Source organism: Roseicyclus amphidinii, assembly GCF_030163755.1.
GTDB lineage: Bacteria > Pseudomonadota > Alphaproteobacteria > Rhodobacterales > Rhodobacteraceae > Roseicyclus > Roseicyclus amphidinii.
In genome coordinates this window covers 1-22,450 of record NZ_JASJOE010000024.1, presented here as the reverse complement: position 1 = coordinate 22,450, position 22,450 = coordinate 1, and the positions used below count along the sequence as shown (strand labels likewise).

At 68.0% G+C, this 22,450-nt stretch carries 23 protein-coding genes and 1 riboswitch; of the genes, 14 read left to right on the top strand and 9 right to left on the bottom strand.

What is annotated here, in order from left to right; genetic code table 11:
* Positions 1 to 106: 106 nt before the first annotated feature.
* Positions 107 to 469: a glycine cleavage system protein GcvH gene (gene gcvH, locus QQK83_RS09905; RefSeq protein ID WP_284263796.1), complete on the bottom strand. Its 363-nt coding sequence runs from the start codon at positions 467 to 469 to the stop codon at positions 107 to 109.
* Between the two features lie 49 nt (positions 470 to 518).
* Positions 519 to 1,634, bottom strand: a complete 1,116-nt coding sequence (gene gcvT / locus QQK83_RS09900; RefSeq protein ID WP_284263793.1) for a glycine cleavage system aminomethyltransferase GcvT — start codon at positions 1,632 to 1,634, stop codon at positions 519 to 521.
* Positions 1,635 to 1,780: 146 nt separating this feature from the next.
* Positions 1,781 to 1,873: riboswitch (glycine riboswitch) on the bottom strand.
* A gap of 75 nt (positions 1,874 to 1,948) precedes the next feature.
* On the opposite strand from gcvT, the gene QQK83_RS09895 reads away from it, so the two are divergent.
* A complete protein-coding gene (locus QQK83_RS09895) occupies positions 1,949 to 2,515 on the top strand; it encodes a gamma-glutamylcyclotransferase family protein (protein ID WP_284263791.1) in 567 nt (188 codons plus the stop codon).
* A gap of 203 nt (positions 2,516 to 2,718) precedes the next feature.
* Here the strand turns inward: QQK83_RS09895 and gltX are convergent, their stop codons facing one another.
* Complete coding sequence (gene gltX / locus QQK83_RS09890; RefSeq protein ID WP_284263790.1) at positions 2,719 to 4,044, bottom strand: glutamate--tRNA ligase; 1,326 nt, start codon at positions 4,042 to 4,044, stop codon at positions 2,719 to 2,721.
* 68 nt (positions 4,045 to 4,112) lie between these two features.
* Between gltX and QQK83_RS09885 the strand changes: the two genes are divergently transcribed.
* Complete coding sequence (locus QQK83_RS09885; protein WP_284263788.1) at positions 4,113 to 4,529, top strand: metallopeptidase family protein; 417 nt, start codon at positions 4,113 to 4,115, stop codon at positions 4,527 to 4,529.
* 129 nt (positions 4,530 to 4,658) lie between these two features.
* Entirely contained in the window at positions 4,659 to 5,582 is a 924-nt protein-coding gene (locus tag QQK83_RS09880; protein ID WP_284263786.1) for an MBL fold metallo-hydrolase, read from the top strand.
* 76 nt (positions 5,583 to 5,658) lie between these two features.
* Here the strand turns inward: QQK83_RS09880 and wrbA are convergent, their stop codons facing one another.
* The 4 genes from wrbA to QQK83_RS09860 all read right to left on the bottom strand — a co-directional run bounded on the left by wrbA (position 5,659) and on the right by QQK83_RS09860 (position 9,206).
* A complete protein-coding gene (gene wrbA, locus QQK83_RS09875) occupies positions 5,659 to 6,249 on the bottom strand; it encodes an NAD(P)H:quinone oxidoreductase (protein WP_284263784.1) in 591 nt (196 codons plus the stop codon).
* Between the two features lie 120 nt (positions 6,250 to 6,369).
* Positions 6,370 to 6,921 carry a 2OG-Fe(II) oxygenase gene (locus QQK83_RS09870; protein ID WP_284263782.1) on the bottom strand — a complete coding sequence of 184 codons (552 nt, stop codon included), beginning with the start codon at positions 6,919 to 6,921 and terminating at the stop codon, positions 6,370 to 6,372.
* A gap of 96 nt (positions 6,922 to 7,017) precedes the next feature.
* The gene (locus tag QQK83_RS09865) at positions 7,018 to 8,547 is read right to left on the bottom strand and encodes a cryptochrome/photolyase family protein (protein WP_284263780.1); all 1,530 of its coding nucleotides are present in this window, start codon (positions 8,545 to 8,547) and stop codon (positions 7,018 to 7,020) included.
* The gene (locus QQK83_RS09860) at positions 8,541 to 9,206 is read right to left on the bottom strand and encodes an SDR family NAD(P)-dependent oxidoreductase (RefSeq protein WP_284263778.1); all 666 of its coding nucleotides are present in this window, start codon (positions 9,204 to 9,206) and stop codon (positions 8,541 to 8,543) included. The genes QQK83_RS09865 and QQK83_RS09860 overlap by 7 nt, the downstream gene beginning before the upstream one ends.
* A gap of 253 nt (positions 9,207 to 9,459) precedes the next feature.
* Here QQK83_RS09860 and QQK83_RS09855 point away from each other — a divergent pair, with 253 nt between their 5' ends.
* The 8 genes from QQK83_RS09855 (at position 9,460) to QQK83_RS09820 (ending at position 18,433) form a co-directional block, all read left to right on the top strand.
* On the top strand, positions 9,460 to 11,025 hold the full coding sequence (locus QQK83_RS09855; RefSeq protein WP_284263776.1) for a 2-isopropylmalate synthase: 1,566 nt from the start codon (positions 9,460 to 9,462) through the stop codon (positions 11,023 to 11,025).
* Entirely contained in the window at positions 11,025 to 11,615 is a 591-nt protein-coding gene (locus tag QQK83_RS09850) for a hypothetical protein (RefSeq protein ID WP_284263774.1), read from the top strand. Before QQK83_RS09855 ends, QQK83_RS09850 begins: the two co-directional genes overlap by 1 nt.
* 216 nt (positions 11,616 to 11,831) lie before the next feature.
* Positions 11,832 to 12,869 carry a rod shape-determining protein gene (locus tag QQK83_RS09845; RefSeq protein ID WP_284263772.1) on the top strand — a complete coding sequence of 346 codons (1,038 nt, stop codon included), beginning with the start codon at positions 11,832 to 11,834 and terminating at the stop codon, positions 12,867 to 12,869.
* Positions 12,870 to 12,911: 42 nt separating this feature from the next.
* The gene (mreC, locus tag QQK83_RS09840; RefSeq protein ID WP_284263770.1) at positions 12,912 to 13,865 is read left to right on the top strand and encodes a rod shape-determining protein MreC; all 954 of its coding nucleotides are present in this window, start codon (positions 12,912 to 12,914) and stop codon (positions 13,863 to 13,865) included.
* A complete protein-coding gene (locus QQK83_RS09835) occupies positions 13,862 to 14,392 on the top strand; it encodes a rod shape-determining protein MreD (protein WP_284263768.1) in 531 nt (176 codons plus the stop codon). Before mreC ends, QQK83_RS09835 begins: the two co-directional genes overlap by 4 nt.
* A gap of 3 nt (positions 14,393 to 14,395) precedes the next feature.
* Positions 14,396 to 16,348, top strand: a complete 1,953-nt coding sequence (mrdA, locus tag QQK83_RS09830; protein ID WP_284263767.1) for a penicillin-binding protein 2 — start codon at positions 14,396 to 14,398, stop codon at positions 16,346 to 16,348.
* A complete protein-coding gene (rodA, locus tag QQK83_RS09825; protein WP_284263765.1) occupies positions 16,345 to 17,484 on the top strand; it encodes a rod shape-determining protein RodA in 1,140 nt (379 codons plus the stop codon). Before mrdA ends, rodA begins: the two co-directional genes overlap by 4 nt.
* A 13-nt stretch (positions 17,485 to 17,497) precedes the next feature.
* A complete protein-coding gene (locus QQK83_RS09820) occupies positions 17,498 to 18,433 on the top strand; it encodes a 2-hydroxyacid dehydrogenase (RefSeq protein WP_284263763.1) in 936 nt (311 codons plus the stop codon).
* Positions 18,434 to 18,601: 168 nt separating this feature from the next.
* On the opposite strand, the gene QQK83_RS09815 is transcribed toward QQK83_RS09820, so the two are convergent.
* Positions 18,602 to 19,384 (bottom strand): SseB family protein, encoded by a 783-nt coding sequence (locus tag QQK83_RS09815; protein ID WP_284263761.1) that lies wholly within the window; start codon positions 19,382 to 19,384, stop codon positions 18,602 to 18,604.
* Positions 19,381 to 19,968, bottom strand: a complete 588-nt coding sequence (locus QQK83_RS09810; RefSeq protein WP_284263759.1) for a uracil-DNA glycosylase family protein — start codon at positions 19,966 to 19,968, stop codon at positions 19,381 to 19,383. The genes QQK83_RS09815 and QQK83_RS09810 overlap by 4 nt, the downstream gene beginning before the upstream one ends.
* A 90-nt stretch (positions 19,969 to 20,058) precedes the next feature.
* Between QQK83_RS09810 and QQK83_RS09805 the strand changes: the two genes are divergently transcribed.
* The 3 genes from QQK83_RS09805 (at position 20,059) to QQK83_RS09795 (ending at position 22,326) form a co-directional block, all read left to right on the top strand.
* Positions 20,059 to 20,412 (top strand): ArsR/SmtB family transcription factor, encoded by a 354-nt coding sequence (locus QQK83_RS09805; RefSeq protein WP_284263757.1) that lies wholly within the window; start codon positions 20,059 to 20,061, stop codon positions 20,410 to 20,412.
* A complete protein-coding gene (locus QQK83_RS09800) occupies positions 20,405 to 21,430 on the top strand; it encodes a permease (RefSeq protein WP_284263755.1) in 1,026 nt (341 codons plus the stop codon). Before QQK83_RS09805 ends, QQK83_RS09800 begins: the two co-directional genes overlap by 8 nt.
* Positions 21,431 to 21,663: 233 nt before the next feature.
* Positions 21,664 to 22,326 (top strand): ABC transporter ATP-binding protein, encoded by a 663-nt coding sequence (locus tag QQK83_RS09795; protein ID WP_284263752.1) that lies wholly within the window; start codon positions 21,664 to 21,666, stop codon positions 22,324 to 22,326.
* Positions 22,327 to 22,450: the final 124 nt, after the last annotated feature.

Below are 22,450 nucleotides of genomic sequence, written 5' to 3'. Positions count from 1 at the left end.
TAACAGGGGCATCGGCACAAGCGGCGAACCGCCTGCGCTTCTCCGTTTCACAAATATCCCGGGGAGGCGCGCGCCCCGTCAGGGGCCGCGACGGGGGCAGAGCCCCCTATTCCCCGATATGATCCTTGTAGTCGTCCTCGGTCATGAACTCGTCGAGGGCGGCGGCATCCTCGATCTTGATCTTGAAGAACCACGCCGCGCCGGTCGGGTCCTCGTTCACGAGCGCGGGGTTGTCGACCAGCGCCTCGTTGATCTCGACGATCTCGCCGTCGATGGGGGCGACGATGTCGGAGGCGGCCTTGACGCTTTCGATCACCACGATCTCGTCGCCCTTGGCGACCTGCGTCTCGACCTCGGGCAGTTCGACGAACACCACGTCGCCCAGCTGGGTCGCGGCGTATTCGGTGATGCCCACGGTGACGATGTCGCCATCGGCGTCCAGCCACTCGTGATCTTCGGTGTATTTCATGGGGTCCTCTTGGTCAGGAATGTCTCAGGGGGGGGTCAGAGGGAAGGTGTCAGCGTTTGTAGCCGGGTGAAACGAACGGCAGCGGCACCTGCGCAGCCGGAAGGCGCTTGCCGCGGACCTCTCCGTAGAGCGTGGCATCGGCCGGGACGGAGGCGTCGATCAGCCCGATGGCGACGGGCGCCCCCACCGAGGGGCCGAACCCGCCCGATGTGATGCGCCCGATGGGCTCACCGCCCTCGGCCGCGACAAACAGCGGCACGCCCATGCGCATCGGCGCGCGCCCCTCGGGGCGCAGGCCGACGCGGCGGCGCGGCGCGCCACTGGCCAGCTGGTCGAGGATGACATCGGCGCCGGGAAACCCGCCCGCCCTCGCCCCGCCCGCGCGGCGGGCCTTGCCGATGGCCCAGGCCTGGCCCGCCTCGATGGGCGAGATGCCCTCGTCCATCTCCTGCCCGTAAAGCGGCAACCCGGCCTCGAGCCTGAGCGAATCGCGCGCGCCAAGCCCGATGGGCCGGACCCTGTCATCGGCGAGAAGCGCCTGCGCGAACCCCTCGGCCAGCGCAACCGGCACGGAAATCTCGAACCCGTCCTCGCCGGTGTAACCCGAGCGCGACAGCCACAGCTCGCCCCCCTGCCAGCCCATCACGGCGACATCCATGAAGCGCATCGCAGCCACGCCCGGCAGAAGCCCCGCCAGCGCCGCTTCGGCCTCCGGCCCCTGCAGCGCCAGAAGCGCGCGGTCGCCCACCTCCTCGACCCCCGGCAGATGCGCGCGCAGGTGGGCAAGGTCATGCGCCTTGCGCGCGGCGTTCACCACTAGGAACACATCGCCCGGGCGATGCGCGACCATCAGGTCGTCGAGCACCCCGCCCGCCTCGTTGGTGAACATCCCATACCGCTGCCGCCCCTCGGGCAGGCCCAGCAGATCGGCGGGGATCAGCGCCTCCAGGCCGGCCAGCGCATCCTTCGGCAACAGGACCTGCCCCATGTGGCTGACATCGAACAGCCCCGCATGCTGCCGCGTCCACAGATGCTCGGCCATCACGCCCTCGGCGTAGTGCACCGGCATGGAATAGCCCGCGAAAGGCACGAATTTCGCACCGCGTGCGGCATGCAATCCCTGCAGCGGCAACTCGATCAGTGTCTCGTCGGCGGTCTCGGCCATATGTCCCCGTCTCGTCATGGGCCGCGCGCGGCCGGGCATCCTGCGGCCCTCGCGGACCGCGCTGTCAGATGCCCCCTCTGTCCTGTCGCCTGAGATCGTTATCCCTTCGGCGGATGCGGCGGGCCGCATCACTCTCCAGAGCTCGTCCGTCGTCGCAGGTCCCTTTGCCTGAGAGTTTACCGGGGCGGTTGCTCCTTCGGCCCTGACCCTGAGCGGTCAGCGTCTCCCTGCGTCGACGGGTACGAAAATATCAGGCTTGCGGGATGCTGCAAGGGGCCTTGTGCATCCGCGGCGCTTTGGCCATCAAACACGACATGGACCTGACCGGCGCACCTTATTTCTTCGGCTACGGCAGCCTCGTGAACCGCGCGACGCATGACTACCCGCGCGCCTCGCGCGCCCGCGTGCGCGGCTGGGCGCGGGTCTGGCGCGGAACCTCGCTGAGGCAGGTCGCCTATCTCTCGGCGACCGAGGCGCCCGGCACCGAGATCGAGGGGCTGATCGCCGCGGTCCCCGGCGGCGACTGGGCGGCCCTCGATGCGCGCGAACGCGCCTATGCGCGGCATCCGGTGGCGATGGTCGAGCATGACCACCCCGAGGCGCTGAGCATCATGATCTACAAGTTGGAACCGCACCACGTCAGCACCACGGGCGCGCACCCGATCCTCCTGAGCTATCTCGACACGGTGGTTCAGGGCTTTCTCACCGAATTCGGCGAGGCCGGCGCGGCCCGCTTCTTCGAAACGACACGGGGCTGGGAGGCCGGCATCCTCGACGACCGGGCAAACCCCCTCTACCTCCGCGCGCAGCCCACCACCGACAGGGACCGCGCCCTTGTGGACGCGGCCTTGCATGACCTCGCCGTGCCACGTCACGCCTGACGCTCGCCCGTATCTCTATCCCGAAAATATGGCGGGGGGTGTCGGCGCAGCCGACAAAGGGGGGCAGAGCCCCCCACTTCGGGGGCACCCTTGACCCATGGCGCGACGCCGTCATGCAGCACCACCGCACCGCGTCAGCGGTGCCACCGCCGTCGCTGACGCAGGCCGAAGGCCGAGATGCGCGGCAGCATCCCCCTTCGGGATCAGAGCGTCGGTTTCTTCTGCAAGAGCCGCATCACGTCGGCCATCTCCGGCCCGCGCTCGAGGCCCGTCACCGCCTTGCGTAGCGGCATGAACAACCCCTTGCCCTTGCGGCCCGTCGCCTCCTTCACGGCACTGGTCCAAGCCCCCCAGGTCTCTCCGTCATAGGGCGGCTCGGGCAGCATGGCGAAAGCCTCGGCCACGAAGGCGCGGTCCTCGTCCTCGACCAGCGGGGTCGCCCCGTCGCGGAAGAGCCGCCACCAGCCCGGCAGGTCGGCCTTCGTGGTGATGTTGGCGCGCGCCACCTCCCAGAAGGTCGGCGCAAGCGCCTCGGGCACGCCAAGCGCCGCGATCTCGCCCGCCATGGCGTCGAAGGGCGTCTCCTGCAGCACCCGCGCGGTGAGCGGGAAAAGATCGGTCTCGTCGAACTTGGTCGGCGCCGCGCTGAACTGCGACAGGTCGAATCCCTCGGCCAGCTCGTCGATGGACCCCGCCAGCACCACCGGCTGCGACGAGCCGATCCGTGCGAGCAGGCTCAAGAGCGCCATCGGTTCCACACCCGCCGCGCGCAGGTCGCGCAAGGACAGCGTTCCGAGGCGCTTCGACAGCGCCTCGCCCTGCGGGCCGGTCAGTAGCGAGTGATGCGCGAAGCCGGGGTGGTCGAAGCCCAGCGCCGCCATGATCTGGATCTGGGTCGCGGTGTTCGTGACATGGTCCGAGCCACGCACGACATGGGTGATCCCCATGTCGGTGTCATCCACCACCGAGGCCAGCGTATAAAGCACCTGCCCGTCCGCCCGGATCAGGACCGGGTCCGACACCGAGCCCGCGTCGATGGAAAGCGCGCCAAGGATGCCATCCTCCCACTCGATCCGCTCCTGGTCGAGCTTGAAGCGCCAGACGCCCGCGCCGCGCTCGGCCCTGAGCTTCGCGCGGTCCTCCTCCGACAGGGCCAGGGCGGCCCGGTCATAGACCGGCGGAAGCCCCATGTTCAGCTGCTTCTTGCGCTTGAGGTCGAGCTCGGTAGGCGTCTCCCAGGCCTCGTAGAACCGCCCCTTGTCGCGCAGCTCGTCGGCGGCCGCGGCGTAGCGGTCGAGCCGGTCCGACTGCCGCTCCAGCCGGTCCCAGGTGATGCCCAGCCATTCCAGGTCTTCCTGGATCGCGTCGGCGTATTCCGCCTTGGAGCGTTCCGGGTCGGTGTCGTCGAGGCGCAGAATGAACTGCCCGCCCGCCTTTTTCGCAATCAGGTGATTGAAGAGCGCGGTGCGCAGGTTGCCCACATGCAGGTAGCCGGTGGGGGAGGGCGCGAAACGGGTTGTGACGGTCATCGGAAAGCCTTTGTCGACGTGGCGCGCGTGGTCTTTCAGATCGGGCCGGAATTGTCCATATCGGCCCCATGACCGATGCACCCGACCCCGCCGCGCTGATCGCCCCCGATCTCGAGACCTTCGAGGCGCTGGCCGAGGCCGCGTTTGCGGCCCTGCCCGAGCCATGGCGGGCGCGCGCCCTGCAGATCGTGATCCGGGTCGAGGATTTCGCCCCGCCCGACATGCTGTCCGAGATGGAGATGGACGACCCGTTCGAGCTGACCGGGCTATACGACGGCATCCCGCTGACCGAGAAATCGGTGATGGATCAGCCGATGGGGCCGGATACGATCTGGCTCTTCCGCCGCCCGATCCTCGATGAGTGGGCCGACCGCGGGAACGTCACGCTCGGCGAGATGGTGACCCATGTGCTGATCCACGAGATCGCGCATCACTTCGGCTGGTCGGACGACGACATCGCCGCCATCGACCCGTGGTGGGAGTGATCCGCGCGCGCGACCGCGTGCACAGGTGCTGTGCAGACATCGCCACCCCCTTCACGAAGGCGTGACAGGCCGGGCGGCTGGGCGTGCTACCTTTCGCGTCACACGTCCAACCCCGAGGGAGAGACTGCCATGACCGATCTGACACGTCGCACGCTGCTGGCCTCCGGCGCGGCTCTGCCGCTTGCCGCCACCCTGCCCCGCCCCGCCGCCGCCGAAGCGCCGATGATGGGCGCAAGCTTCGCCCGGCACCGCCGTTTCATGATTGGCGGCTTCGAGGTGACCACGATCCTCGGCGGCACCACGCCCCGCGAGGAACCGCAGGGGATTTTCGGGATGAATGTCTCGCCCGAGGAGTTCGCCGCCGTCAGCGAGGCGAATTTCCTGTCGCCCGACGTCTCGCAATTCTTCTTCACCCCCACCGTGGTCAACACCGGCGCCGAGCTGGTGCTGTTCGACACCGGCCTGAACGGCCCGGCCACGACCGAGGCGCTGGCCGCCGCGGGCTACAGCCCCGATCAGATCGACATCGTCGTTCTGACCCACATGCATGGCGACCATATCGGCGGCATGATGACCGAGGGCGCGCCGACCTTCGCCAACGCGCGCTACGTGACCGGGCAGGCGGAATACGATTTCTGGGCCGCGGCGGGCAACGAGGGCTTCGACGCCAACGTGCGGCCCATGGCCGAGAACATGACCTTCCTCGGCGACGGGCAGGACGTGGTCAGCGGGATCACCGGCATGGCCGCCTTCGGCCACACGCCGGGGCACATGGTCTATCGCCTCGAGAGCGAGGGGGCGGGCCTTGTCATCTTCGCCGATCTCGCCAACCACCCGGTCTGGTCGCTGGCGCGCCCCGATTGGGAGGTGCGCTTCGATGCCGACAAGGCGATGGCCGCCGAAAGCCGCCGCCGCATCCTCGGCATGATCGCCGCCGACCGCATCCCGGCGGTGGGCTATCACATGCCCTTCCCCGCGGTGGGCTACGTCGACACAGGCCGCGACGGGGCGGAGTTCCGCTGGGTGCCCGAGGCCGGTCAGCTGATGGGCTGAACAGGGCGCGCCTGACAGCTGAAGGGCCGCGCGGTCACCCCGCGCGGCCCTTTTTCATGTCGGGTCGGGGAAGGGATCAGGCCAGTTTCGCGGTCAGCTCCACCTGGCGCTTCGCCTGGTGGCGGATCGCGGCCTTGACCTCGTCAGTGACCTCGCCCGCCTTGGCCGAGGTGCCGTAGGGATTGCCGCCCGCCTCGAAGAGGCACGGGTCGGTGTAGCCCGGCGCGGTGATGATCGCGCCCCAGTGCATCGCGGTGGTGTAGAGCGAGATCAGCGTGGTTTCCTGCCCGCCATGGGTGTTCTGGGCCGAGGTCATCGCGCTGAAGGTCTTGTTGGCCAGCTTGCCCTCGAACCACAGCCCGCCCAGCGTGTCGATGAAGGCGCGGGCCTGGCTGGCCACCACGCCGTAGCGCGTCGGCACCGAGAAAAGGTAGCCGTTCGCCCATTCCATGTCGTCATGGGTCACTTCGGGGATGTCGGCGGTCTTCTCGGCCTGCGCCTTCCAGGCGTCCTGGCCTGCGACCACCTCGGCGGGGGCGGTTTCGGGCAGGCGCAGCAGGCGCACCTCGGCCCCGGCAGCGCGGGCGGCCTCGGCGGCGACCTCGGCCATCTGGTGATTGGTGCCATAGGTCGAATAGAAGATGACGGCGAGTTTCACGTCGGACATGTCAGGGTCTCCCTGCGTTGAAATTGTCTCGTCCGAGAGATGTCGCCGCAATGCCGCACGCTCAATTCCGCGCCGGTGCAAGGGGCCTGTGCGAGGGTTCACACTTGCCGTGTGCAACAGTCAGCGGAACGGCGCGCCGTGGCACCAGACGGTCAGCGAATGCCGCTCGCCCGCCGTCACTGGCGTGACCCGGTGCAGCACGAAGGACGGAAACAGAACCGCCGCCCCCCGCGCGCGCTCGGCGGTCAGCACGCCCGCCCCCGGCATCAGCTCCAGCGCGCCGCCGGCGTAGCCATCCGGCTCGGACAGCTGAACAACGATGGTCAGCTTGCGCCGTTCCGCCAGCCGCCCCTCACCGATGTCGGAATGCCAGCCGAAATGCCCCTCGCGCTCGGCCCCGTAGCGGGCGACCTGCGCGCTTTCGGCGAAATCGCTGATGTCGAAGTCGAAGACATCGCGGTTGGCGTCGCGCACCAGCGCGATCATCCGGTCCATGACCCAGTCGGTCCCCTCGACCTCGTCGAGCCACACCAGGTCGGCGCGGCGCAAATTGTGGTCGCGCGCCTGCCGCACGAGGCCCGCATCGCGCGCGGGCGCTTCGGCCACGAGGTCGAGAAGCCGGGCGCATTCGGCACCCGAGAAGGCATCGCTCACGGAATGAACGGCGATCATCTTGCATGTCCTGCGAGAGGGGGGCGCGGGCCGTGGATCAATTCCGTCCGCGCGTCGCTCGCAGATGGGGCGCGGCGCGCTTGCCGTCAAGCGCCCTCAGACGCGCGCGCCCGTGTCGAGTTTGCCGAGGAACGCCTCGGCGCTGTCGAGCGTCGCCTGCCGCTTCTCGTCCGACATCCGCATCCAGGTGCGATACATCTGCGCCATGCGGGGGTTCTTGCCGAACCGGTCGCGGTGGCGGTGCAGGAACGCCCAGTAGAGGTAGTTGAACGGGCAGGCCTTGTCCCCGGTCTTCTCCCCGACCTCGTAGGCGCATCCCTTGCAGTAATCCGACATCTTGTTGATGTAGTTGCCGCCCGAGACATAGGGTTTCGACCCGACGATCCCGCCATCGGCGAACTGGCTCATGCCGATCACGTTGGGTGCCTCGACCCATTCATAGGCATCGGCGTAGACGGCCAGATACCATTCATGAACCTCGTGCGGGTCGATCCCCGCGAGAAGGGCGAAGTTGCCGGTCACCATCAGCCGCTGGATATGATGGGCATAGGCCTCGTCGCGGGTCTGTTCGATGGCGCGGGCCATGCAGCGCATGTCGGTGTCGGCGGTCCAGTAGAAACCGGGAAGCTTGCGCTGGTGGTCCAGCGCGTTGCGGCGCGTGTAGTCCGGCCCTTCGCGGAAGTAGATGCCGCGCATGTATTCGCGCCAGCCGATGATCTGGCGGATGAACCCCTCGACCGCGTTCAGCGGCGCGTCGCCGGCGGTGTAGGCGGCTTCGGCGGCTTCGCAGATCTCCTGCCAGCCAAGGAGACCGGCGTTGAGATACATCGAGATGACCGCGTGATAGAGGAACCGGTTCCCGTCCAGCATCGCGTCCTGGTAATCGCCGAAGCGGGGCAGCGCATGAGCGGTGAAATGCGCCAGCGCCTGCCGCGCCTGCGCGCGGTCGGTGGCGAACCAGAAGGGGCGCAGCGTGCCGAAATTCTCGGGGAAGCGCGCCTCGACCAGTGCCAGAACCTCCTCGACGGTGTCGTCGGGGGTGAACTGCATCGGCCCGCGGAACGTGATCTCGTCGGGGGCTGGTTTGCGGTTGTCGTGGTCGTAGTTCCACTTCCCGCCCTCGGGCTTGTCGCCCGCCATCAACAGGCCGGTCTTGCGCCGCATCTCGCGGTAGAACCATTCCATCCGCAGCTCTTTTCGCCCCTCGGCCCATTGGTCGAACTCGGCATGGGAACAGAGGAACCGGTCGTCGGGGAAAAGGTGGACGGGGATCGGGCAATCCTCCAGCGCGGCGATCAGGCGGAACTCGCCCGGCTCGATGGCCAGCACTTCGGTGGCCCCGGTTTCCTCGGCGCGGCGCAAGAGCTCGCCGGGGATGGAGCCCGCGTTGTCGGGATCGTCGAGCCGCGTGTAGCGGACGCGCCAGCCCTGCCCCTCCAGATGCGCCGCGAATTTCCGCATCGCGGCGAAGAGGAAGGCGATCTTCCGGGGATGGTGGGGAACGTAGGAGGCCTCGTCCATCACCTCGGCCATGACGACGGTATCGGTGGCGCGGTCGGCCTCGCGCAGGGCGGCGATCTCCTCGGACAGCTGATCGCCGAGGATCAGGACAAGACGGCTCACCACGGGATCTCCGCGCCGGAATAGTCGTAGAACCCGCCGGACTGGTCGACGGTCAGCCGCTCCATCACGTCGCAGAGATTGCGCGCGGCCTCCTCGGCGGTGACTTTGCCGTGCTTCGGGTCGTAGCCCGCGGTGAACGGCGTGGCGACCGTGCCGGGGTGCAGCGACGCGACGACCGCGTCCCGGTGCGACCGGCCCAACTCGATGGCCGCGCCATGCACGATCTGGTTCAACGCGGCCTTCGAGGCGCGGTAGGAATGCCACCCGCCCATCCGGTTGTCGCCGATGGAGCCGACGCGCGCGGTCAAGACCCCGGTCACCGAACGCCCGCGCTTGGGCAACAGCCGTGGCAGGTGGCTCAGAACATGAGCCACGCCAATGGTGTTGACCGCAAAGACCCGCGCCATCGCCTCGGGGTCGATCGCGGCCAGCTGCTTTTCCGGCGCGCCGCCCTCGGGGGCAAGGATGCCCACCGAGACGAAGACGGTCTGGAACGGCCCCGTCAGCGCGCCCATGACGCGCGCCACGCTGGCGGCGTCCGTCACGTCCAGCCCGTCCACGGCCCGCGAGAGCCGCGTGACCCTGCCGCCGCGCGTTTCCATCTCATCCGCCACGGCGCGGCCGATGCCGCCCGAAGCCCCGATCACCAATGCATCCATCATGGCGGGTGCAGCTATGCCGCGCGGAGGACCGGTCAATCCCCCTGACCCGATTGGGGGTTTTCAAATGCGTCCGGATCGGTATCTTCCGGCCCCATGACGACGCAGACACATATTGCGACCCTTGCGGCCCCCCGGGCCCGTCTGCCGCTGCGTGGTCTTCTTCTCCTTAGCCGCCTCTGAGCGTGCCATTCGGCGCGACCGCTCAGGGGAGGGACAGCGCCGGAGAAACGCACTCAGCTAAGGACTACACGACATGACCACCGACAAGAACCGCGTCCTGATTTTCGACACGACGCTGCGCGACGGCGAGCAATCGCCCGGCGCGACCATGAGCCACGAGGAAAAGCTGGAGATCGCGGCGCTGCTCGACGAGATGGGCGTCGACATCATCGAGGCCGGGTTCCCCATCGCCTCCGAAGGCGATTTCGCCGCCGTGTCCGAGATCGCCAAACTGGCGAAGCAGGCCACGATCTGCGGGCTGGCGCGGGCGAATTTCAAGGACATCGACCGCTGCTGGGAGGCGGTGAAGCACGCCAAATCCCCCCGCATCCACACCTTCATCGGCACAAGCCCGCAGCATCGCGCCATTCCGAACCTGACCATGGACGAAATGGCCGAGCGCATCCACGAGACGGTGACCCACGCCCGCAACCTCTGCGACAACGTGCAATGGTCGCCGATGGACGCGACGCGGACGGAGTGGGGCTATCTCGCCCGCGTGGTCGAGATCGCCATCAAGGCCGGGGCCACGACGATCAACATCCCCGACACGGTGGGCTACACGGCACCGGTGGAAAGCGCCGACCTGATCCGGCGGCTGATCGCCGAGGTGCCGGGCGCCGAGGACGTGATCTTCGCCACCCATTGCCACAACGACCTGGGCATGGCGACGGCCAACGCGCTGGCCGCAGTCGCGGGCGGCGCGCGGCAGATCGAATGCACGGTCAACGGGCTGGGCGAGCGCGCGGGCAACACCGCGCTGGAAGAGGTCGTGATGGCCATGAAGGTGCGCCACGACATCATGCCCTATTCGACCGGCATCGACACGACCAAGATCATGCACATCTCGCGCCGGGTCTCGACCGTCTCGGGCTTTGCCGTTCAGCCCAACAAGGCGATCGTCGGCAAGAACGCCTTCGCGCACGAGTCGGGCATCCACCAGGACGGGATGCTGAAATCGGCCGACACGTTCGAGATCATGCGCCCCGAGGACGTGGGCCTTGCCGGCACCTCGCTGCCCCTGGGCAAGCATTCGGGCCGGGCCGCGCTGCGCGCGAAGCTCAAGGACCTGGGCTTCGACATGGTCGACAACCAGCTCAACGACCTTTTCGTGCGGTTCAAGGCACTGGCCGACCGCAAGAAAGAGGTGTTCGACGACGACCTGATCGCACTGGTGACGGATGCGGCGGCGGCGGGCACCGAGGATCACCTCGAGCTGAAGTTCCTGCGCGTGATCTGCGGGACCGAGGCGCCGCAATCGGCCGACATCACGCTGCGCGTGGGCGACAAGGACCGGCAGGCGACGGCCCAAGGGGATGGTCCGGTCGATGCCGCCTTCAACGCGGTCAAGGCGCTTTATCCCAACGACGCGGTGCTGAACCTCTACCAGGTCAGCGCGGTGACCGAAGGCATGGACGCGCAGGCCACCGTGACCGTGCGCATCGAAGAGGACGGGCGCATCGCCACGGGCCAGTCGGCGGATACCGATACGGTGGTCGCCAGCGTCAAGGCCTATGTGAACGCGCTCAACCGCTTGATCGTACGGCGCGAGAAGCTGGGCAGCGACACCAAGGAAGTGTCCTACAAGGACGTTGGGTAGTGAAAAACCCGATACCCGGCATTGTCGCGTGGTCTCTCGCTGCGTCTGCCGCCTGTGCAGCCTGCCCCACCCAGGCTGACTTGGCGCATGGCATCGAACTGAAGCGCAACGATCCGTTCCTCGGCACAGTTTGGACCACAACCGATCAAGGCCTTACCGAAGCGCGGATGACAGAGCGCGACGGTGAGGTTTCGGATGTCTCCGCAATATATGCTCATGCTTTGGCCGTAACGCATCGCATCGACGAGAGTGGCACACTGGAACTGGTTTATGAAACAGACCCGTCGACCCTCGACGCGCTACAGATCGGTCAACTATGGCACAGCACGCTGCGACTTTTGTACGATGGCTCGGAAATCGCGGATGGAACGGTTTCGATCACCCGGCTGGAGGACGGTGAACAGACCGTCGGAGAGTGCACCTATAGGGTTTGGATCGTGCGGTCGGAACAGCGGCTGAGCGGGTTTTCGGACACCAACTTCGATTATGTTTATGCGCCGGGCCTTGGGTTGAACCTCGCCGCCATCCGTTTGGATGACCGGGGTGACCCGGTGACGGGTGTGTTCTTCGACACGATCCGGGCCCGCTAGTTCGGGCAGGACTCCCTGACCAAACTTTTCGCCAGGATGCGCGCCGGACCGGGTCATGTCCGGCGGGCGTCCCGGCGGATTGGCGCTGAGGACCAACCGAAGGGGGCCTTTACGCCCCCAAGCGTGAACGCCTATATGACATCGGCCGGGGCGTGGCCGAGTCTCCTTCCGAGGCGCGGCTCACGCCCTTTTGGAATTGGGGATCGGGACAGGTTAATGGCTTTCTGGGGCAATCTCTTTTCGTCCGACATGGCGATCGACCTCGGCACGGCGAACACGCTTGTCTACGTCAAGGGCCGTGGCGTGATCCTGAACGAGCCGTCGGTTGTCGCCTACCAGGTCAAGGACGGCGTGAAGAAAGCGCTCGCCTTCGGCGAAGACGCGAAGCTGATGCTGGGCCGCACGCCCGGCTCGATCCAGGCGATCCGACCGATGCGCGACGGGGTCATCGCCGACTTCGACGTGGCCGAAGAGATGATCAAGCACTTCATCCGCAAGGTTCACAAGCGCACCACCTTCACCAAGCCCAAGATCATCGTCTGCGTCCCCCATGGCGCGACCCCGGTCGAGAAACGCGCGATCCGACAGTCGGTTCTGGGGGCGGGCGCACGCAAGGCAGGGCTTATCGCGGAACCCATCGCTGCGGCCATCGGGGCGGGCATGCCGATCACCGATCCCACCGGCTCGATGGTGGTCGATATCGGCGGCGGCACGACCGAGGTTGCGGTCCTGAGCCTTGCCGACATCGTCTATGCGCGCTCTGTCCGCGTCGGCGGCGACCGGATGGACGAGGCGATCATCAGCTACCTGCGGCGTCAGCATAACCTGCTGATCGGCGAGTCCACCGCCGAGCGGATCAAGACCTCGATCGGCACGGCGCGGATGCCCGATGACGGGCGCGGCGCCTCGATGCGCATCCGGGGCCGTGACCTCTTGAACGGGGTGCCCAAGGAAACCGAGATCAGCCAGGCCCAGGTCGCCGAGGCGCTGGCCGAACCGGTGCAGACGATCTGCGAGGCGGTGATGGGCGCGCTGGAAGCCACCCCGCCCGACCTTGCCGCCGACATCGTCGACCGCGGCGTGATGCTGACAGGTGGCGGCGCGCTTCTGGGCGATCTCGACGTGGCGCTCAGGGAACAGACCGGGCTGGCGATTTCGGTGGCGGATGAAAGCCTGAACTGCGTGGCCATCGGCACCGGCAAGGCGCTGGAGTATGAAAAGCTCCTTCGCCATGCGATAGATTACGACAGCTGACACCCGACCAAGCCCCCTGCGCGGCCTGCCTGAAGGAGCGACATGGCACGGGAGACGTATGACGCGACCCATACCCGCCCCGTCCGGCGCTTGCTGGTGACGGTGCTTGTCCTGTTGCTGGTCGCCCTCGTGTTGGTCTGGCGCATCGACAACCCGCGGGTCGAGCGGCTGCGGGCCGCCATCGTCGACCGCGTGGTGCCCAACATGGAATGGGCCATGGCCCCGGTGACCGGGCTGGCGCGGATGCTCGACGATTTCCAGAGCTACGCGCGGCTCTACGAGCAGAACCAGCAATTGCGCCGCGAGTTGCAGCAGATGCGATCCTGGCGCGAGGCGGCGCTGCAGCTCGAACAGGAGAACGCCCGGCTTCTGGACCTGAACCGCGTGCAGCTGGACCCGGAACTGACCTTCGTCACCGGCATCGTCATGGCCGACAGCGGCAGCCCCTTCCGCCGCTCCGTCCTGCTGAACGTCGGCGCGCGCGACGGCATTCTCGACGGTTGGGCGACGATGGACGGGCTGGGCGTGGTCGGCCGCATCTCGGGCGTGGGCGAGCGCACGGCGCGCGTTCTCTTGCTGACCGACACCAACAGCCGCGTTCCGGTGACGATCCAGCCTTCGGGGCAACAGGCGCTCCTGATGGGGGACAACACCCAGACGCCGATCCTCGAGTTCCTCGAGACGCCCGAGGATATCAGCGCGGGCGACCGTATCGTGACCTCCGGCGATGGTGGCCTGTTTCCGCCCGGCCTGCTGGTGGGTCAGGTGATCGAGACGACCGACCGCCGCCTGCGCGCGCGGCTGGCCGCCGACATGGCCCGACTGAGTTTCCTGCGCGTGATGCGCAGCCACCCCGGCACCGCGCTGGCCGATCCCGGCGAGCTGATCGGTCCGCCCTGGCCCCCGCCCGAAGGCTTCGTCCTGCCGCCGGGCACCGCGCCGCAGCCGCGCCCCGACCAGGCCGCGCGCCTTCTTCCCGAGGGGGGGCTTGAATGACCCCCCTCTCCTCGCCCCGCCATGTCTGGACCTACCGGATCCTCTTCGTGGCGCTGTGCCTCGTGGTGATCTCGTTCAAGATGCTCCCCCTGGGCCTTGACGAATACGGCCTGCCGGGGCCGGACCTGCTGCTGGCGCTGACGCTGGCCTGGCTGCTGCGGCAACCCGCGGTGGTGCCGCTGGGCGCGATCCTCGTCGTGTTCCTGCTGGCCGATTTCCTGTTCCAGCGTCCGCCCGGCCTCTGGACGCTACTCGTGATCGTCGTCTCCGAAAGTCTGCGTCGCCGCCGCCTGACGATGACCGAATTTCCCTTTCTCGTGGAATGGTCCGCCTTCGCGGGCGCGGTGCTGACGATGATCGTTCTCAACCGGCTTCTTCTCTGGATGCTGATGGTCGATCTGCCCTCGCTCGGGCTCGAGCTTGCTCACGCGATTGTCACCGCGGCGATCTACCCCATCGTCGTGGCCGTCTCGAAATTCCTCTTCGGTCTGCGTAAGATCGGACCCGCAGAAGCCGAGGCGCTCTAGCCGATGAAACGCACCCAGAAGGACACCGAGGACAGCGCCCGCCAGATCGGACGGCGGAGCCTTGTCGTCGGCGGCATCTTCATCGGAACCGCAGCCGTGCTGGCCGCGCGCATGCGCTACCTGCAGGTCGAGCGGGCCGATGATTTCCGCCTGCTGGCCGAAGAGAACCGGATCAACATCCGCCTCCTTCCGCCCGCCCGCGGGCTGATCTTCGACCGCGGCGGCGTTCTGCTGGCGGCCAACGAACAGAATTACCGCATCACCCTTGTGCGCGAGGACGCGGGCGACGTCGACGCCGTGCTGGCCGAGCTGGGGCGGATCGTGAACCTCGACATGGTGACGCTGCAACGCGCCCGGCGCGAGATCGACCGCCGTCCGCCCTTCGTGCCCGTCACCATCGCCGACCGGCTCAGCTGGGCCGAGGTGAGCGCGGTGGCGGTCAACGCCCCCGCCCTGCCCGGTATCAGCCCCGAGGTGGGCCTGAGCCGCGTCTACCCGATGAGCGGCGATTTCAGCCATGTCGTCGGCTATGTCGGCCCGGTCTCGGATTACTACCTCGAACAGACCGGCGACACCGACCCGGTGCTTCAGATCCCCGACTTCCAGGTCGGCCGCAACAACATCGAGGCGCGGCTGGAACATACCCTGCGCGGCAGCGCGGGCACCAAGCGGGTGGAGGTGAACGCCGGCGGCCGCGTCATGCGCGAGCTGGACCGCGATCCGCCCGAGCCTGGCTCGGATGTGCAGTTGACCGTCGACGCCGGCCTGCAGAACTACGTCGAGGCACGTCTGCACGGCGAAAGCGCGGGCGCGGTGGTGATGGATTGCGAGACCGGCGAGATCCTCGCGCTGGCCTCGGCCCCGACCTTCGACCCCAATCTCTTCGTGCGCGGCATCTCTACCGCGGCCTGGACCGACCTGAACGAGGATCGCTACCGCCCGCTTGCGAACAAGGCGACGCAGGGCCTGTATCCGCCCGGCTCGACCTACAAGATGATCGTGGCGCTCGCCGCGCTCGAGGCGGGGCTGGTCACGCCCGAGGAAACCGTCACCTGCCCCGGCCACATGGACGTCGGCAACCGGCGTTTCCACTGCTGGCGGCGTGATGGGCACGGGCGCGTGAACCTGGTCGAAAGCATCAGCCAGAGTTGCGACGTCTATTACTACGAACTGGCCCAGCGCGTCGGCATCGAGGCGATTTCCGAGATGGCCCACCGCTTCGGCTGCGGCGTGCGCCACGACTTGCCGCTGTCGGGCATCGCCGAGGGGCTCGCGCCCACGATGCAATGGAAGCTGCAGAACCGCGGCGCGGCCTGGGTGGTGGGCGACACGCTCAACGCTTCCATCGGGCAGGGCTTCGTGTTGAACTCGCCGCTGCAACTGGCGGTGATGACCGCACGGCTGGCGACAGGGCGCGAGATCGTGCCTTCGATCATCCGCTCCATCGACGGGATCAGCCAGCTGCCGCCGCCCGCCGCGGACATGGGCTTCGACCCCGGACATCTCGACCAGATCCACCGCGGCATGTGGAACGTGAACAACGACCGCCGCGGCACCGCCTACGGCGCGCGGGTCGAGGTCGCCGACTACAAGATCGCCGGCAAGACCGGCACCAGCCAGGTGCGCAACATCTCGGCCGCCGAACGCGCCTCGGGCGTCATCCGCAACGAGGACCTGCCGTGGGAACGGCGCGACCACGCGCTCTACGTGGGCTACGCGCCCTATGACAGCCCGCGCTTCGCCTGCTCGGTGATCGTCGAGCATGGCGGCGGCGGATCGGCGGTGGCAGCCCCCATCGCGCGCGACATCCTTCTGCGCGCGCAACTGGGCGAGGTGCCCCCGCCCGAGCTCTATCCCGCAGGCCAGCGCCACGACATCGAACGGATGCACCGCGACTTGCCGATCCTGCCCTCCCCCCCCGTTCCCACGGGCCGCACCGTGCGGAGCCAGGCATGAGCTTTCTCGAATACAACGTGAAGTCCATGCCCTCGGGCTGGCGCAAGGTGCTTTACCTCAACTGGGGGCTGATCCTGCTGCTGATCGCGGTCGCCAGTTTCGGCTTCCTGATGCTCTACTCGGTCGCGGGCGGCAATTTCGACCGCTGGGCCGAGCCGCAGATGGAACGCTTCGCCCTCGGCTTCGTCGCCATGTTCATCGTGGCGATGGTGCCGATCTGGTTCTGGCGCAACATGTCGGGGGTGGCTTACGGCATCTCGGTGCTGCTGCTGCTCTACGTGGAATTCTTCGGCTCGGTCGGCATGGGCGCACAACGCTGGATAGACCTCGGCTTCATGCGGCTGCAACCCTCCGAACTGACCAAGATCACGCTCGTGATGATCCTCGCGGCCTATTACGACTGGCTCGACCTGTCGAAGAAATCGCGCCCGCTTCACGTGCTGATCCCGCTCGTTCTGATCGCCGTGCCGGTCTTCCTGACGCTGCGCCAGCCCGACCTCGGCACAGCACTCCTGCTCCTGATGGGGGGCGGCGCGGTGATGTTCGTCGCTGGCGTCCACTGGGCCTATTTCGCGGGCGTCATCGCTGCGGGCGTGGGCGCGGTGACGGCGGTCTTCACCTCGCGCGGGACCGAGTGGCAGCTCTTGCAGAACTACCAGTATCGCCGCATCGACACCTTTCTCGATCCCTCCAACGACCCGCTCGGCGCGGGCTATCACATCACGCAAAGCCAGATCGCGCTGGGGTCGGGCGGCTGGACCGGCCGCGGCTTCATGGAGGGCACGCAGTCACGCCTGAACTTCCTGCCCGAGAAACACACCGACTTCATCTTCACCACGCTGGCCGAGGAATTCGGCTTCATCGGGGCCGCCTCGCTGCTGGTGCTCTACATCCTGATCCTCGTCTTCTGCATCGCCACCGCGGTCATGCAGCGTGACCGCTACGCCTCGCTGCTGGTCATGGGAATTGCCGTCGCCTTCTTCCTCTATTTCGCCATCAACATGGCGATGGTGATGGGGCTTGCGCCCGTGGTCGGCGTGCCGCTGCCGCTGGTCAGCTACGGCGGATCGGCGATGCTGGTCTTGATGGTGGCCTTCGGTCTGGTGCAAAGCGCGCATATCCACCGCCCGCGCTGACAGGAGACCTCCCATGCCCACCATCCTTTTCGCCGCCAAGTCCGAGCGGTGGGACACCTACGAAGCCCCCCTGCGCAAGGCGCTGTCCGAGGTCGGCCTGGGCGAGGCGACCCTCACGACCGAGGCCGCGCCCGACACCGTCGACTACATCGTCTACGCCCCCAACAGCGGGCTGACCGATTTCACGCCGTACACGCGGCTGAAAGCCGTGCTGAACCTCTGGGCCGGGGTCGAGGACGTGGTGGGCAACCCCACGCTCAAGGTGCCGCTCGCCCGCATGGTCGACGCGGGGCTCACCGAGGGGATGGTCGAATGGGTCACCGGCCACGTGTTGCGTCACCACCTCGGCATGGACCGCCACATCCACGGGCAGGACGGCATCTGGCGCGCGGGCAGCGCCCCGCCGCTGGCGCGCGACCGGACCGTGGCCATGCTGGGCCTGGGCGAGCTTGGATCGGCCTGCGCGCGGATGCTGGCGCAGCTGAACTTCCGGACCCTCGGCTGGTCGCGCAGCCCGAAAGAGATCGCGGGCGTCGAGACGCATCACGGGGCGGACGGCCTCGACACCGTCCTGGAACGGGCCGAGATCGCGGTGCTGCTCCTGCCCGACACGCCCGCGACCGAGAACACGCTCGACGCCCGCCGCCTCGCGCTCATGCCCGAGGGCGCGGTGATCCTGAACCCCGGCCGCGGCCCGCTGATCGACGACGAGGCGCTTCTCGCGGCCCTCGACAGCGGCCATATCGGGCACGCCACGCTCGACACGTTCCGCACCGAGCCGCTGCCGCCCGGCCACCGCTACTGGGCGCATCCCCGCGTCACCGTCACCCCGCATATCGCCAGCGAGACGCGTGCCGCCTCCGCCTCGCGCGCCATCGCCGAGAACATCCGCCGCGGCGAGGCCGGGGAACCTTTCCTCCACCTCGTCGACCGCGACAGGGGCTATTGACCGGGCGCGCCCATCGCATCTTCATCCCGCAAATATGGCCGCCGGAGGCATCCGACACCGACACCGGCCCCGAACGGCCACCTGCCGGGACCGTCCCGCGACACCCATCCATGGCAATGCGCCGCAAGGAGGGCGCCAGCGGCGCCTGACGCGCGGCGCCCCCCCCTCTCAGCGCAGCCTTGGCGGCGCGTCGGGGTCCATGCCGGGCGCGGCACCCGGCACCCGCTCGACCTTCGGTGCCTCGGGCAGGTCGAAGCGCAGACCCACCCGCGCCAGCCGCGCGGCGACCGGGTCGGAGGCGCGGAAGAACCCCACGTCGAGCGACCCGGCCTCGACACCCGAAAAGGTCAGCGCGTCGCCCACCGCGCGCGCAAGCGACGGCTCGGCCCCCGGCACCGTGTCGACGAAGGCCATCAAGTGCCCGCGCCGCCCGCCCGCGTAGGTCGCGGCCACCAGGTAGGCCATGCGCGCCAGCCCCTCGGCCGCGGCCAGCCGCGCATCCAGCGCAGTCAACAGCATCTCCGGCAGGCCCGCGGGTGCGGCCAGTTCCTCGGGACGCTCCTCTACCTCCTCGGGGGCCTTCTCCAGCGTCGCGGCGAGCCAGTCGACCGAGCCCGCCTCGATCAGGATCGAGGAGGGCGCGACGCCGAGGTTCACCCCCAGCCCGATCCCCTGCCCCGCCAGCATCCCCGCCAGCGCGCGGCCCGAGAGCGCCGCGTAAGGGGCGGCCCCCTCGGCGAAGGCGGTCAAGCGCTCCTCGCGGTCGAAGACGAGGGCGAAGCTTTGCCCCTCGACCGGGAAGATCGCGGGGCGGATGCGGTCGCCTTCGGGCTCCTCCTCGAGCATCAGGAACAGTTCCGAGCCGGCAAGCCGGTCGTAGAAGCGCAGCCGTGCGGCATCGTTCTCGGGCGCGGCCTCCATCGCGGCATGGGCCTGGTCGAGCGGTGTCATCTGTCCAGCACCTCGCGGATACGGGCCCGCAGGACCGGCAGAAGCTCGGCCTCGAACCAGGGGTTTCTCTTCAACCACGCGGTATTGCGCCACGAGGGATGCGGCAAGGGGAAGACCGCGGGCGCATGGTCGCGCCAGCCCGCGACGCGCGCGGTCACCGCCATCCGCCCACCCAGGTGCCAGCCCTGCGCATGGGCGCCGATGAGCAGCGTCAGCTCGACGCCCTCCAGCATCTCCATCGCCTGCGCGCGCCATGTCCGGGCACAAAGCCGCGGCGGCGGCAGGTCGCCGCCCTTGGCGTCGTAGCCGGGAAAGCAGAAGGCCATCGGCAGGATGGCGATGCGCGACCGGTCGTAGAACTCGGCTTCGCTCACGCCCATCCAGTCGCGCAACCGCTGGCCCGAGCGGTCCCAGAAGGGGCGGTTGGCATGGTGAACCCGCATTCCCGGCGCCTGGCTGGCGACGAGGATCCGCGCGCCGGGCCGGAACCAGACCACCGGGTTCGGGGCATGGCGCGTGGCCGTCGCCGCGAAACGGTCGGCGCAAAGGCGGCAGGCGGCGATATCGGCCAGAAGATCGGGCATGGCGGGCCAGATAGGGGCACGGCCCCGCCGCGGCAATGCGGAGCGTCGCGGGACTGGACGGCAGTCAGTCATTTCGATACTTATAGAATCATGGAAGCCAAGCCACACCCGCTCCCCGAGATCACACGCGCCGCCACGGCCTTGGCAGCGCTGGGGTCCGAACCCCGGCTGGCGATCCTGCGCCGCCTCGTGCGGGCAGGGCCGCGCGGCCTGCCCATCGGCGACCTGGGCGAGGCGGTGGGCGTCACCGGATCTGTCCTGACCCATCACCTCAAGCAACTGGTGTCCGCGGGGTTGGTCGTGCAACGCCGCGACGGTCGGCGCATCCTGTCCTCGGTCGACATCGCCGCGGTCGAGGCGCTGTCGCGGTTCCTGATCTCGGAATGTTGCGCCGATCTCGGCGGGCCCGACCCTGACTGTCGAAAGGACAAGGCCAATGGCTGATCTCACCCAGACCCCCCGCCCGATCCCGGCGCTTTGGCAGCGCATCGACAAGGTCGCGCTCACGGGCGCGCTGATCCTGCTGGTTCTCGCCGTCTTCGACCCGCCGGCCGTCGCGCCCACCGTGGCCGAGATGCTCGACAGTTTCGCGGGGACGTTGCCCTATATCCTGTTCGCCGTGATCGCCATCGCGGGGATGAAGGCCTCGGGCTCCGAGCGGCTTCTGGACGGCGCGTTCAAGGGGCGCGAGACGCGGATGATCGTGATCGGCGCGCTGGTGGGCGGGCTCTCGCCCTTCTGTTCGTGCCAGGTGATCCCCTTCGTCGCGGCGCTGCTGGCCGCGGGCGCGCCGCTGTCGGCGGTCATGGCCTTCTGGCTCGCCTCGCCCCTGATGGACCCCGCGATGTTCGCCATCACGGCGGGCGGGCTCGGCTTCGACTTCGCACTCGCCAAGACGGTGGCCGCCGTGGCGCTCGGCCTTGCGGGCGGCCTGACCGTCAAGCTGATGGCCGCGACACCTGTCTTCGCCGATCCGCTGCGCACGCAGCCCAAGGTCGGCGGCTGCTGCAAGGCGAAGAAGGCCACGCTGAACTGGCGCTTCTGGCAAGAGGCGCAGCGCCGCCGCGTCTTTGCGGAAAGCGGGTGGTCGAATTTCGTCCTCCTCGGCAAGTGGCTGATGCTGGCCTATCTCTTCCAGGCGCTCCTGATCGCCTATGTCCCCGCCGAGGCGGTGGCCCGTCTCATCGGCGGCGGCGGGATCGCCCCGATCGCGCTTGCGGCGCTGGTCGGTGCGCCGGCCTACCTGAACGGCTATGCCGCCGTGCCGCTGCTCGAGGGGCTTCTGACCCAGGGCATGAACCCCGGCGCGGCCATGGCCTTCGTCATCGCGGGCGGCGTCAGCAGCATCCCGGCCGCCATCGCGGTCTGGGCGCTGGTCAAGCCGCGGGTCTTTGCCGCCTACATCGCCTTTGCGCTGGCGGGGGCGATGGTCGCAGGCGTGACCTGGGCCGCGCTGGCCTGACCCGATCCGCTGGCGGCGCGTCCGCCCCCTCGGACACTGACGCCCCCAACTTCGAAAGGCCCGCGCCCATCCCGCGGGCCCTTCGGCATTTTTCGGATCACGGCATCAATCCCATCACATCATGGTGGATTGGACATATTACCGCCCAAAATCATCTTTAGGGTGGTAGGATGCAAAGGTGGCGGTCAGACCACCGCTTGACACTCAGACAGCGCGGAAGCGACAGGCAGCAGATGCTCGAATTCGTCGAGGTTTCGAAATCCTTCTGGACCGGGGAACGCCGCAAGGTGATTCTCGACCGTGCCTCGTTCAAGGTCGAGCTGGGCTCGTCTCTGGGCATTCTCGCCCCCAACGGCACCGGCAAGACCACGCTGATCAAGATGATGGCCGGGCTCGAGAAACCCGACGAGGGCAATATCTACCGCTCGGCGCGCATCTCGTTTCCGCTGGGCTTCATGGGCGGCGTCATCGGTCGGCTCTCGGGCTGCGAGAACGCCCGCTACATCGCGCAGCTCTACGGGCTCGACCCCGATTACGTGGAGGCCTTCTGCCGCTGGGTCTGCGGGATCGACGAGTATTTCGACATGCCCGTCGGCACCTACTCGGCCGGCATGAGCGCGCGGTTCAACTTTTCGCTCCTCCTGGCGCTGGACTTCGACATCTACCTGATCGACGAGGGGATGCCGCAGACGACAGACGCCGAATTCAACCGCAAGGCGGGTTCGATCCTGGCCGACCGGTTGAAGAACGCGACCGTGGTGATCGTGTCTCACCAGGCGCAGACATTGGAAAAATTCGCCCGCCGCGCCGCCGTCCTGCGCGATGGGCACTTGTACGAGTTCGACACGCTCGAAGAGGCGAAGCAGCTTTATGACTACGACACCCAAGGCGCGTAAGTTCCGCATCCGCCGCAGCGATCCGGTCACGAAGGCGGGGAAATGGGCGGTGATGAAGCCCAGCTGGTAGCCGCAGGAGAAGAAGCCGATGAAGATCAGCGCGAAGGAGGGATCGCGGATCGCC

What these genes read in the sequence shown, in the direction of transcription:
- gcvH (WP_284263796.1), bottom strand. Translation starts at nt 469, where the DNA reads ATGAAATACACCGAAGATCACGAGTGGCTGGACGCCGATGGCGACATC.
- gcvT (WP_284263793.1), bottom strand. Translation starts at nt 1,634, where the DNA reads ATGGCCGAGACCGCCGACGAGACACTGATCGAGTTGCCGCTGCAGGGA.
- QQK83_RS09895 (WP_284263791.1), top strand. Translation starts at nt 1,949, where the DNA reads ATGGACCTGACCGGCGCACCTTATTTCTTCGGCTACGGCAGCCTCGTG.
- gltX (WP_284263790.1), bottom strand. Translation starts at nt 4,044, where the DNA reads ATGACCGTCACAACCCGTTTCGCGCCCTCCCCCACCGGCTACCTGCAT.
- QQK83_RS09885 (WP_284263788.1), top strand. Translation starts at nt 4,113, where the DNA reads ATGACCGATGCACCCGACCCCGCCGCGCTGATCGCCCCCGATCTCGAG.
- QQK83_RS09880 (WP_284263786.1), top strand. Translation starts at nt 4,659, where the DNA reads ATGACCGATCTGACACGTCGCACGCTGCTGGCCTCCGGCGCGGCTCTG.
- wrbA (WP_284263784.1), bottom strand. Translation starts at nt 6,249, where the DNA reads ATGTCCGACGTGAAACTCGCCGTCATCTTCTATTCGACCTATGGCACC.
- QQK83_RS09870 (WP_284263782.1), bottom strand. Translation starts at nt 6,921, where the DNA reads ATGATCGCCGTTCATTCCGTGAGCGATGCCTTCTCGGGTGCCGAATGC.
- QQK83_RS09860 (WP_284263778.1), bottom strand. Translation starts at nt 9,206, where the DNA reads ATGATGGATGCATTGGTGATCGGGGCTTCGGGCGGCATCGGCCGCGCC.
- QQK83_RS09855 (WP_284263776.1), top strand. Translation starts at nt 9,460, where the DNA reads ATGACCACCGACAAGAACCGCGTCCTGATTTTCGACACGACGCTGCGC.
- QQK83_RS09845 (WP_284263772.1), top strand. Translation starts at nt 11,832, where the DNA reads ATGGCTTTCTGGGGCAATCTCTTTTCGTCCGACATGGCGATCGACCTC.
- mreC (WP_284263770.1), top strand. Translation starts at nt 12,912, where the DNA reads ATGGCACGGGAGACGTATGACGCGACCCATACCCGCCCCGTCCGGCGC.
- QQK83_RS09835 (WP_284263768.1), top strand. Translation starts at nt 13,862, where the DNA reads ATGACCCCCCTCTCCTCGCCCCGCCATGTCTGGACCTACCGGATCCTC.
- mrdA (WP_284263767.1), top strand. Translation starts at nt 14,396, where the DNA reads ATGAAACGCACCCAGAAGGACACCGAGGACAGCGCCCGCCAGATCGGA.
- rodA (WP_284263765.1), top strand. Translation starts at nt 16,345, where the DNA reads ATGAGCTTTCTCGAATACAACGTGAAGTCCATGCCCTCGGGCTGGCGC.
- QQK83_RS09820 (WP_284263763.1), top strand. Translation starts at nt 17,498, where the DNA reads ATGCCCACCATCCTTTTCGCCGCCAAGTCCGAGCGGTGGGACACCTAC.
- QQK83_RS09815 (WP_284263761.1), bottom strand. Translation starts at nt 19,384, where the DNA reads ATGACACCGCTCGACCAGGCCCATGCCGCGATGGAGGCCGCGCCCGAG.
- QQK83_RS09810 (WP_284263759.1), bottom strand. Translation starts at nt 19,968, where the DNA reads ATGCCCGATCTTCTGGCCGATATCGCCGCCTGCCGCCTTTGCGCCGAC.
- QQK83_RS09805 (WP_284263757.1), top strand. Translation starts at nt 20,059, where the DNA reads ATGGAAGCCAAGCCACACCCGCTCCCCGAGATCACACGCGCCGCCACG.
- QQK83_RS09800 (WP_284263755.1), top strand. Translation starts at nt 20,405, where the DNA reads ATGGCTGATCTCACCCAGACCCCCCGCCCGATCCCGGCGCTTTGGCAG.
- QQK83_RS09795 (WP_284263752.1), top strand. Translation starts at nt 21,664, where the DNA reads ATGCTCGAATTCGTCGAGGTTTCGAAATCCTTCTGGACCGGGGAACGC.